This is a genomic window from Spirosoma fluviale (assembly GCF_900230225.1).
Classification (GTDB): Bacteria; Bacteroidota; Bacteroidia; order Cytophagales; family Spirosomataceae; genus Spirosoma; species Spirosoma fluviale.
In genome coordinates, this window is the sequence record NZ_OCNH01000009.1 from 161,129 (window position 1) to 173,089 (window position 11,961).

Below are 11,961 nucleotides of genomic sequence, written 5' to 3' on the forward strand. Positions count from 1 at the left end.
AAGGACAATTGACCCAAAAAAGCCAGATGCTTGATCGACTTCTATTGACAGTAAGTTTAGCTACACTCTCCGCAATCAGTTTATGGGCGCAACCTGTCGCTAAAAAGACGGCACGGGAGCAGTTTAAAAACCCGGCGTATGAGTACCGGCCTTCCTTCCCCTTTCAGGGGGCTGCGGGGGCGAAATACACCGAAACGGGTACGGTAGAGAGCCAGCTGAACAATATCTATGACAACTTTGGTTTTGGCGGTATTATCGTAGCGCCCACGGATAGCAAGCCGTTTTCGGGGAAAGCCAATGCCGAGCCGGGGTACATGAAGCACATTGGCAGCGGACTGCAGGCAACCAACCCGGCCGGTGCCTCGCCCTGGCTGATGACCTTGTTTCCGGGAGCTAAATCGTATAGAGAATACCTCTCGCCCGTCAGTAAGGCAAGTACACCGCCTGCGCCACTGCCTGCCTACCTGAGCCGGGAGTACTTCGATCAGCTCAAAAAGATTCTGGCGTATTCCAAAGAACGGGGCCGGAAGGTGATATTTTACGATGAAGTGGGGTATCCAAGCGGCATCGCCAATTACACGACTCCGGAAAAATTTAACCGGAAGCTCCTCGAAAAGAGCGAGGAAGTCGTTGCCGGTCCGCAGGTATACCGAAAGCAATTGCCCACTCCCGGTGTGCTGATGGCGGTTGTGGCTATGAACAGCCAATCGCTCGAACGGATCGACCTCACCCCACAGGTGACCAATAATACACTCGTCTGGAATGCGCCTGCCGGAAACTGGAAGGTTATGGTGTTTACCTGTGTTACGGCCAAACGCGTGGGGTCTGAGCTGGATTACCGGGCGGGTACCGACTACATGGACCCCGAAGCCGTGAACTGGTTCATTGATAAGGTGTATGAACCACACGCCAGGGAAATAGGGTCTTATTTCGGCAATACCATCATCCAGACGTTTTTCGACGACGTGGGCATTTTTGATGAGGAACGTACCTGGACTCCGAAATTCAATGAGAAATTCAAACAGCGATTTGGCCTGAACCCGGCCACTTATTACCCGGCGTTGTGGGAGTCGATTGGCCCCGAAACAGACGCGGCCCGCATCGCCCTTTTCGACACGCGGGCCGAACTACTCGCCGATGGCTTTCCGAAACTAGTGACCGATTGGGGTAAACGGAACAATATTGCCGTGTCGGGACACTGTCCGGGCAACTACGACCCCCAGCCGGTCGATATGAACGGCGACCCGTTTAAATTCTACCGGGCTCAACCCATTCCAATGGTCGATGTGATCTTTTCGTATCCGACCGGGCGGGACGGCTTCAAACTGGTCAGCGACGGGGCCGACTTCTACGACAAACCCATTGTAGCGGCCGAGACCTTCAACACATTTTCGCCGGCTGGCAAAACGATCGGCTACCGCCGGATCATGGAACTGTATGCGCGGGGCATCAACCGACTGATGGGCTCCGGATTACCCCAAACCGACGCACTCGGAGGCACCAAAACGTTCGCGGAATGGGTGGGGCGGCACTCCATGCTTTTGCAGGGGGGCCGACGTGTCTCCGACATTGCCCTCTTTTATCCGATCGCGGATCTGGAGGCTTTTTATCAGTTCGATGCACCCGCCTACACCAAGGACATGCGCTGGGGTTCGTTTGTACCTTACGATAATGACTTTTTGGCCATCGGCGAAATGCTGCTGGGCGAGGTTCATCGCGACTTTACCTTCCTGCATCCTGACTTTTTACTGAGCGATAAAATCACTCTCAAGGGGCCTGCGCTGGCATTGAACAACAAGGTAAACAGCCAGACCTACAAAGCACTGATTTTGCCGGGGCAGCGGGTGATCTCGCTAAAGGCCTTACAAAAAATCAAAGCGTATTACGATCAGGGTGGAGTGGTTGTGGCTACCTCGCAGCTACCCACCACAGCCGCCGAACTGGTAGCGGATAGCCGCGATATAAACGCCAACAACGAGAAGGTGCAGGCCATTATCAACGATATGTTTGGCATTGACCCGACCAAACCACGGCCCGACGGTGTATCGGCCATCCGCACGAATAAAAAGCAGGGTAAGGCAGTCTTTATCCGCAAACCCGATGGGCGGATAGTAAGCGCCACTCTGGCCCAATTGAACGTACGGGCCGATGTGGCGTTCGACGGCAACCCGAGTCCAACCAGTGGCGGGGGTATGTTTTCGTGTCTCCACAAGAAAAAAGGAAAGCAGGACATCTACTATTTCGCCAATTCATCGGACGATGCGGTGAAAACAGTCGCCGAAGTCGAAGGCAGGATTCGCCCTGAGTTGTGGGACCCGGCCACAGGGGAAACGACACGAATCGAGCAGGTTGATTACCTGAAAAAGAACGGTCAGACTTACACGCGTTTTCCGCTCAGATTAAAGGCGGTGACGTCCACATTTGTGGTATCTAATAAGTGATAAACGGATCCGGGACAGTATGCATGAACACCAGGCGTGGCTTAGATGCAAGCCAACGGCTTCATTTTTTACCACCAAATTGATTTCTCATGAAGCCATTTTTTAAAGGCCTGTTTGTCTGTCTTTGCGTGTTGACAACCGCTTCCGCTTACTCACAAGACTATAAACTAGTCTGGTCGGATGAATTCAATGGAAAAGGGGCACCCGATCCCAAAAAGTGGGATTACGAAGTCGGGTATATCCGCAACAAAGAATTGCAGTACTATACCAAAGAGACAACCAACGCCCGCCGGTATAAGGGCAATCTGGAGATTACGGTACGGAAAGAGCCGATGAACGGCTACGCGTACACCTCGGGCAGCGTCATTTCCAAAGGAAAAGCAGACTGGACCTATGGAAAAATTGAAGGCCGATTTAAGCTACCCAGCGGTCAGGGACTATGGGCCTGTTTCTGGACGCTGGGGGCCAATATCGACCAGATCGGTTGGCCGTCGTGTGGCGAGATTGACATTTTCGAACACATCAACACGGAGCCCATGATTCACGGAACTGGCCACTGGGCCAGCGATTCAAGTAAGCATGTCATGAACGGCAAAAGCTCACCCGAAATTGACGTGACGCAGTGGCATACGTACTCGGTTATCTGGACACCCACGGCCATTACCTGGTACATCGATGATGTGCAGTTTCATGAGATGCCAATCGCTAAGGGCATAAACAGTACGCAGGAATTTCACGCTCCTCATTACGTGCTGATTAACCTGCCGATTGGTGGTAGCTGGCCCGGTCCGCCAAACGAAACGACTCCACTACCAGCTACGATGTATTGTGATTACATTCGGGTGTACAAAGCAATGATTGAGTAACCCCCTAAAGGACATCCCGATATGAACCGAAAAATTTTACTTTATCTCTTCCTGCTCGTCGTTGGGTATTCCGGCGCGTTTGGCCAAAAAACGGTGGTGGCTATTAAAGGAAACCAGTTTTTGATCAATGGCAAGCCGACTTATCCCGGCCGATACTGGAATGGTAATAAGATTGAAGGTCTGCTGATGAACTCCCGCATGGTGCAGGGTATTTTCGACGATGCTAACCCCGAAACCCGATCCGGCTTTTCCTACCCCGATACCAAAACGTGGGACCCCGACCGCAACACAAACGAGTTTGTGGCCGCCATGCCGCTCTGGAAATCATACGGACTCAATGCCTTTACGCTGAATATGCAGGGCGGCAGCCCGTCGGGGTATGGCTCGTCGAAATGCCTGAATACGGGTTTCGCTACCGATGGCTCGCTGCTGGAGCCATACATGCAACGGCTGGACCGGATTCTTAAAAAAGCCGACGAATTAAATATGGTGGTCATTCTCGGCATTTTCTATTTCGGTCAGGATCAATATTTGACCGATGAAAAAGCCGTTATCAAGGCTACCCGTGAGCTGGTCGATTGGTTGTTCAACAAACGGTACAGGCATGTAGTCATTGAAATTGCTAATGAGACCGTGGATAATGGCACCTACAACCATGAAATTTTGCGCCCGAAGCGAATTCAGGAGTTAATCGACCTGGTAAAAAACACGAATAAACGGGGGTACCGGTATCTGGTCAGTACCAGTTTTGGTGGCATCGTGGTGCCAACGCCAAACGTGGTCAAAGCCTCCGATTTCCTGCTGATTCATGGCAATGGCGCGTCGAAGCCGGAGCAAATCCAAACCCTGATTGACGCGACGAAACAGGTGGATGGCTACCGGAATATGCCCGTCGTCAATAACGAAGACGATCATTATGACTTCGACAAGCCGACGAATAATTTCACGGTATCGATCAAAAACTACGTCTCGTGGGGCTACTTCGATTTCCGCTTTCCGGGCGAAACGGACTACCGCGAAGGCTATCAAACGGTACCGGTCGACTGGGGAATCAACTCAAAACGCAAGAAAGGTTTCTTCGCCAAAGTCCGCGAAATTACGGGCGTGGAAAACTAACGTCTGTAGCCTGGACGGCTATGTCCGGGTGAGCACAAAGTTTATTTATTCCCGGACGTGGCCGTCCAGGCTACATCAACCCGTAACTCAAAAATCTTTGTACCCTGCCTTTTTTTATGCGTTTTGATAAACCACTCCCCCGTATTGTACGAATTATACTCCTCGCCAGTCTGCTTGTATTCATTTTCAACCCGGCGCTGAATGCGCAAAACGGACTTAGCAAAACTGACTTTCGGACGCCCCCTCAATCGTCCAAAGTCCATACGTGGTGGCATTGGATGGCGGGTTACATTACCAAAGAGGGTATCACCAAAGACCTCGAATCCATGAAGCGGCAGGGTATTGTACAGGCGAGCCTGATCAATGTCGGCGACATACTGAACAAAAAAGTAGATGTACCCCAGGTTAAATTCAATTCTCCCGAATGGATTGCGATGTTTCAGTGGGCACTAAAAGAAGCCAATCGACTGGGTATCACGATCGGCATTCAAACCATCGATGGGTACGCCACCTCCGGTGGGCCGTGGATTACCCCCGACTTGTCGATGAAGGAGTACGTCTGGAGTAAAACCGTACTGGAAGGCGGGAAAAACACGGCCGTGAAACTTCCGCAACCCTTACAACAGGAGAACTTCTACCGCGATGTCGCTGTGGTGGCCTATCCGATGGCCGATACGGACAATTCGTTTCAGAAAGCGTGGCCAACCCTGATGGTAAACGCCCGTACCGAAGCGGCCGAACTGGCGGATGGCAATCCGAAAACCGCTGTCAAAACCAGAAAAGGGGATGTGATCGACATAAAGTTGCCCGCTGAGTTTACGGCCAATAAGCTGGTTGTGATGCCTTATTTGCCTTTTTGCTGGGACGACATGGGTAAAATCGAGGTTCAGTTCATCCTCTCCGGGTCAATGGATGGGAAAACCTATACCAACATAGCCAACCTCTCCTGCGTGGGTGTGAACAAGTCGATTACCCTGCCTTTTCCCACGACCCGGGCGAAGTTTTTCCGGCTTCAGCTGGCGAAGACCAACTTCCTGTATTTCAGCGAGTACCCCATTGGCGAGCTGGAACTATTGACGGACGAAGAACCCCCGGCGTTCAACCCGCAGCTTACTTCGTTTTTTGAAAAGGCAGCGTCGGTGTTTGATGTCAGCCAAAACGCGCTGGATGCCAATGTGAAGCTCCCTGCCACGGCCATTTCGGAAAACGCCATCGTCGATGTAACGCGCTTTCTGTCGGCCGATGGAACCCTTAACTGGAACGCGCCTAACGGGCGCTGGCAAGTGATTCGGTTTGGCTATACCTCCACCGGTGTCAAAACTGATCCTTCATCGCCCGAAGGGCTTGGCCTGGAAGCGGACAAAATGGATACCACGGCACTAAGCGTGCATTTTAACAGCTATGCCAAAAAACTGATTCAGGCGGCTGGTTCCTACGTCGGCAATACCCTGAAGTTTGTGTTGATGGACAGTTGGGAGGCTCACTTTCAGACCTGGTCGAAAACGTTTCCCGACGAGTTCAAGGCCCGCAGGGGGTACAGCATCGTACCCTGGTTACCGGTCTTATGCGGTGAAGTTGTCGGCAACCAACAACTTTCCGAAGCCTTTCTACATGATTTTCGCAAGACCATTGCCGATCTGATCGACCAGAACCATTACAAACACTTTCGTGAGTTGTGCCACCAGAATCGTCTGGAGCTGCACGGCGAGGCCATTTACAGCAACTGGGGAGCGTACCCACCCCTCGACCCCCTGAAGGCCAACCAGTACATGGATTTGCCCATGACCGAGTTCTGGGCTGAAAACAACAAGGATAATCTGGGCGACTACAAACCGGCGAATCGGCCGACGCCCGGCTTTCCGATGTACTCAGCTCTGGCGCATGGTAAGCAGGTGATCGGGTCGGAGGCTTATACCAATTTTGCGCATTACTCCGAAGCCCCGTTTGACCTGAAACCCTTTGGTGATGCGGCCTATTGTTCAGGAGTCAACCAATTAATCATGCATAGTTTCGTGCATCAGCCGGTTGATAAAAAGCCGGGCATGACGTTGGGTAAATTTGGTGCTCATTTCAACCGGAACAACCCCTGGTGGGTGTATAATCAGGACTGGCTGACGTATCAGGCCCGTGTTCAGTACGTGTTGCAACAAGGTGAACCGCTTGTGGATGTGCTCTTTTACGCCGGTGATCAGCTGCCGCAATTCTTCAGTAAAAGCTTCCTGTCCGATTTACCGATTGGTATTCAGGCCAATGCCTGCAACCGGGATATGCTGATGACGAAAATTCAGGTTACTGACGGTCAGTTATCGTTGGGTGGAACGCAGCGGTTTGCCGTACTGATGCTCCCGAATAGTACAAAAATGGAGCTTGCCACGCTGAAGCGAATCGCTCAGTTAGTCAATGAGGGAGCGGTGGTGTACGGCCCTAAGCCCCTTGACTTATTGAGCGTACCCGAGATCAAACAGGATTCGGCTGAATTCGTCAATCTGGTACAAAAGCTCTGGGGGCAACCGGGTCAGATGACATCTGGCAAGGGACGGGTCATCTGGGGTAAGCCAATTCAGGAGATGTTAGCCAACTTGTCCGTCTTGCCCGACCTGACCACCAATCGGAATGATCCCAAAGAGATCATGTATATCCATAGGAAACTGGGGGATACCGACGTCTACTACGTATTTAATCAGCAGGATAAAGCCCTGCACCGCGAATTGCTGTTCCGGGTGACGGGCAAAACTCCCGAGCTTTGGAATGCCGAAAATGGGACGGTCACAAAACCGTTGATTTACTCCGTAGAAAAAAAACAAACAAGGCTACCCATCTCGCTCAAGCCTTACGAATCGAAGCTGATTGTTTTCACCAACAAAAAGCCGGGTCAATTTATCCATCAGGTTTCACGGGCAGGCCGCGTCATTTTTCCACAGCAGCCCGTTCAGGATTCGACGGTATCCATTCCTCACGCGTCTGTACATCGGGGGAAATACAGTTTCGTCGCGTCCACCGCTGGCGAGTATACCTTCACCCAGAACAATGGTACGCGCATCACAAAACAAATTGCCGCGCCCACCCGCATTGCACTGGGTGATTTTCGGGCCAGTGTGGCGTTCGCTCCCGTTGGCGATGAGATAATAAAGCCATTGGAATTAACCTCCCTGAAATCCCTGACTGAGTTTGACGATCCGGCCATCAAATACTTTGCGGGCAAAGCCGCCTACTCGATCACCTTTACCGTACCTGAAAATGTCCTGTCGACGTGGGACTCGCTGGTACTGAACCTGGGCAACGTGAGCGCCACCGCCGAAGTGCGGTTGAATGGCAAGGTCATCGCCTATGCCTGGCAGCCGAACACCAATCTGGTCGTATCCGGTTTGCTCAGGACAACCAACAAACTCGACATCACCGTGGCCACCGTCTGCCGCAACCGGATCATTGGTGATTTGATTCAGTACGGACAGATAAAAAGCCTGTGGACAACCTCGCCGGTAGAAACGATATTGAACAAGAACATGCCCCTGAAACCATCGGGATTAGCGGGGCCTTTGACACTTACCCGGTTTGCCCGTCTGTGAACTGTTTACAGGGCCAACGCCTATATCGTGTGCCAGCCTTCAGCCAGTTCGCGCTGGTAATATTTTTGATTTCGCGGAGCGCCCCAACCTGAAATGCGTATGATTTTGGGCATTTGTGTGTGAGTAAGCTTATTAGCTATATAGTTAAGTCGACTTTATTGACTTATCAGTTGGCCATCAACCGCAAGACACTCTACCGGCTCCCAATTCATCTATTCGTATCAAATTAAAGCCATAAACCGGGAAAAGTCGGAACCTGCTCCGTTTAACGGGGTGAGGTTTATTCGCTTATTTTGTAGGCACTTGTGAGTAGGCCATTCCCTATACGTTCCCATGGTGAAATATACGTTCCTCTTTTTGCTCCTGCTCGCAGGTTTGTCAATAGTCACTGCCCAGCCGGTTAAACGGTTATACATCGCCAATGATGACCATACCGATTACATGTGGACGGCCAACGAAGCCAAATACGACACGGCTTTCGTGCAGATGCTCGACTTCTACCTGAAACAGATCGACTCGACAAAAAATAATCCGCCCGATTTTCAGGCCCGCTTCAACTGCGACGGCAGCTACTGGCTGCGGGCGTATCAGAAATACCGGTCGCCAGCCCAGTTCAACCGGTTGATTGCCGCTGTTAAGTCGGGGCACATCGGGAGTCCGCTGAATACACTGGTGAGTACTTACGGCGCACAACCTACCGAGGCCGTATTGCGGGGCATGTACTATGCGGGGCAGCTCGAACGGCAATATAAGCTTCGGTTTACCCTGGCCGAAGCGATGGAAAACAATACCCTGCCATTGGGACTAAGCTCCCTTTGGGCGGGGTCGGGAGCCAAATACAGCTGGAAGGGGATCGGGGGTTACGGTAGTCAGATGACCTACGAATACCGCGCCAACCGACGCAACCAGTTGTATCGTTACACGGGACTGGATGCATCGAGCGTACTGATGAAATGGTACACGTACGATGGCCGTCCCAAGGCCCACACGCCCTTTGGTGGCTACGCCGAATGTCGCCTGATTATCAAGACCGTCAACCCAACCAAAGAGATCGGGCAGATTGTTGACCAGCTCGATGCCTACTGCGATACTATATCCACCAAGTCAACGTATCCGTACAACGTGGCGGGCGCGTTCGGTTACGGGCACGACGATCTGGAAACCTACGTGTCCAACCCCTTTATCGAAGCAGCCCGCAACGGTACGAACGCCAGCCGAAAAGTACGGGTGTCGAACGAAGAAGACTTCTTCGAAGATGTGGCCCGCAGCTACCCGAAACTGCCGTCCGAGTCGGTGAGTTACGGCAATGAATGGGATTTGTACTGTGCGTCGATGAACGAAACGACGGCGCAGGTGCGTCGGTCGACGGAGAAGCTTCGTGCGGCCGAAGCCCTGGCCTCGCTGGTAGCACTGAAAAAACCGTCCTTCGCCAATCATTTGACGCCTGCAAAAGAGCTGGCCTGGGAGTCGTTCGGGATGTACTGGGAACATAACTGGACCGCCGACGGGCCGGTGAAACAACCGGTGCGGGCTACCTGGCAGAACAAACTGCAACGACAAATTACCGGCTACGTCGATTCACTATTCATCCTGTCGGCCAACACCCTCGGCGGACAAATCAGAAAAGCGGCCAACCCCCGGTTTTTCGTTTTCAACCCACTAAGCTGGCTCCGTAACGACATTGCCGATCTGGCCTATACCGGTACCGATCCCGTTCGTGTTATCGACGTGGCCACGAATAAAGAAGTTGCCAGTCAGGTTGTTACGAAAGGCGGACGGCGGTTTGTGCGCATCTACGCCGAAAATATTCCCTCGGTTGGGTATAAGGTCTTCGAAATCAGAGCCGGAACGCCAACCGCCCGACCAGCAGCTGCTACCGTTTCGGGCGAGTACATGCAGAACGGCCGGTACCGCCTGCGACTCAGTCCATCGGGAGCGATTACGGAGATTGTTGACAATCAGGCAAAAGGGCGGCAGTTGGTCAAGCCAATCGACGGGAAGTATGTCAATGATTTGGGGGTGTCGAACGTCAACGACGGCAACCCGGTCGTGGCCGAAAACGTGGGGCCGGTGTCCGTCACACTGAAAGCGGTTTCGCTCGTTCCAGTGCCGCATACCGTTCGCGTGACGCTGTTTGCCAATAGCCGGACCGCCGGACCGCAACGCATTGAGATCGAAGACAGTATCCAGGCTAATTTTGCCGACGTAAAGACCTGGGCGTTTTCGTTTAACCTTGCCAAGCCAACCACCCGGCACGAAGAGGTGGGCGCTATTCTGACGGCTAAAAAAGAAACGCGGGGTGGCCATTATGCCGCCCAGAACGCCCGGCTCGACTGGCAGACGTTCAACCACTTCGCCGACATGAGTGAGGCTAACTACGGAGTCACCCTGTCGAACGTCGATTGCAGCTTTTTTAAACTCGGCCGGAGCACCGTCGATTCACTTTGGGAGCAATCATCGCAGTTGAGTGCGCTGGCGGGCGGGCAGGTCGATACCAAGCGCGAAGACAAAGGCGTATTGGGTATATTTGGGCAAAACGGGCAGAAAGGGTTCCGGTATCAGTTCGCCCTGACCACCCACGCGGCTGATTTTGAGCCGGTAGTAGCCATGAAATTTTCGCTCGAACATCAGAATCCGCTGGTAACCGGCCCGATAACCGGCTCGGCGGATACGTACCCGGCATCAACGTTTTCGCTGCTGAACACCGGCGACCCAAAGGTGCTGTTGTGGAGCTTGAAACCGGCTGAGGATGGCGACCGTCAGGGACTTGTTGCCCGGCTGTGGAACATACCCGGCAAACCGGTATCGCCGGTACTGCAACTGGCCCTACCGATCCGGCAAGCCTGGCAAACGACGCACATCGAAACAAATGAGCGACTGCTGAAACCAACCGGTAATCAGTTACGCGTCAGTTTCGCCCCAACGCAACTCAATACCTACCGGCTCCAATTCACTAACTGATGTATCCTTGGAAACACGCGCAATAGGCATCGACATTGGCGGCACCCGCACCAAAATCGGGCTGGTAAACCTGCAAACCGGGCAGGTGGAGACCATGCTTGTTACCCCCACAGAAACTAAAGACAGCGAACGGTTCCTGCACCTGATTGGTGAAGCCATTCGTGAACTGAACGAACGGGCGGCTGCCAAACAGCTCGTTATCACGGGTGTCGGCATTGGCGTTCCCAGTTTTGTATTTGCCAATGGTGTCGTGGATTCGACCTACGGGTTTCTTGAATTCATGGAAGATTACCCACTGGCGGATCATATTCAGCAACAGCACGGTCTGCCCTGTCGGCTCGACAACGATGCCCGGCTGGTGGCGCTTGGCGAAGCCCTTTACGGACAGGGGAGGGGTTTCTCTCGTGTTCTCGTGCTTACGCTGGGTACCGGGCTGGGGCTGGGGTTTACCATCGACGGGAAACTGGATGGACCCTTGCCGTTTGCGCATATGGGCGGCCACCTGACCATCACGACCAGCGAAACCGTTTGCTATTGCGGTAAAACGGGTTGTCTCGAATCGCTGGTTTCGTCGTCGGGACTTATCCGGATTGCCAACCGGCTCGGCTGGCCGCAACGGTATCCAGACCTGCCACTCACCGCCGAAACGATTTTCAATCAGAAAAACGGGGGAAATGCTGATGCTAAAGTGATTGTGGATGAATACCTTGGCTATCTTAAAACGGGTATCGATAATTACGTCAACCTGTATGCGCCTGACATTATCGTGCTGGGTGGAGGCATCGCCAAAGGTTTACGAAACGAGATAGAAAAGTTACACGACCCCCACTTACTCAACCCTTTCAAAGCCTACAAAACCACCATCGTTATTTCCGATCTGGAAGAACAGGCGGGTATTTTGGGCAGTGCGGCTTTATTTAAAGAGTGAAAGAGCGAGAGAATGGTATGGTGTCGGGTTTGACCGGGCTGGCGATCCAGAACCCGACACCGCGCCACCCACCGGACACACTA

6 protein-coding genes are annotated in these 11,961 nt (G+C 52.8%); all 6 read left to right on the plus strand.

The window, feature by feature from the left end; translation table 11 throughout:
• Positions 1-26 precede the first annotated feature (26 nt).
• The 6 genes from CRO74_RS29885 (at position 27) to CRO74_RS29910 (ending at position 11,878) form a co-directional block, all read left to right on the plus strand.
• Positions 27-2,441 carry a glycosyl hydrolase gene (locus CRO74_RS29885; RefSeq protein ID WP_144036004.1) on the plus strand — a complete coding sequence of 805 codons (2,415 nt, stop codon included), beginning with the start codon at positions 27-29 and terminating at the stop codon, positions 2,439-2,441.
• An 89-nt stretch (positions 2,442-2,530) separates the two neighbouring features.
• Positions 2,531-3,307 (plus strand): glycoside hydrolase family 16 protein, encoded by a 777-nt coding sequence (locus CRO74_RS29890; protein WP_097131768.1) that lies wholly within the window; start codon positions 2,531-2,533, stop codon positions 3,305-3,307.
• Between the two features lie 21 nt (positions 3,308-3,328).
• Positions 3,329-4,423: a cellulase family glycosylhydrolase gene (locus CRO74_RS29895; protein WP_097131770.1), complete on the plus strand. Its 1,095-nt coding sequence runs from the start codon at positions 3,329-3,331 to the stop codon at positions 4,421-4,423.
• Between the two features lie 116 nt (positions 4,424-4,539).
• Positions 4,540-7,989: a glycosyl hydrolase gene (locus CRO74_RS29900; RefSeq protein ID WP_097131771.1), complete on the plus strand. Its 3,450-nt coding sequence runs from the start codon at positions 4,540-4,542 to the stop codon at positions 7,987-7,989.
• A gap of 333 nt (positions 7,990-8,322) precedes the next feature.
• Complete coding sequence (locus CRO74_RS29905; RefSeq protein WP_097131773.1) at positions 8,323-10,950, plus strand: glycosyl hydrolase-related protein; 2,628 nt, start codon at positions 8,323-8,325, stop codon at positions 10,948-10,950.
• A gap of 7 nt (positions 10,951-10,957) precedes the next feature.
• On the plus strand, positions 10,958-11,878 hold the full coding sequence (locus CRO74_RS29910; RefSeq protein ID WP_097131775.1) for an ROK family protein: 921 nt from the start codon (positions 10,958-10,960) through the stop codon (positions 11,876-11,878).
• Positions 11,879-11,961 lie beyond the last annotated feature (83 nt).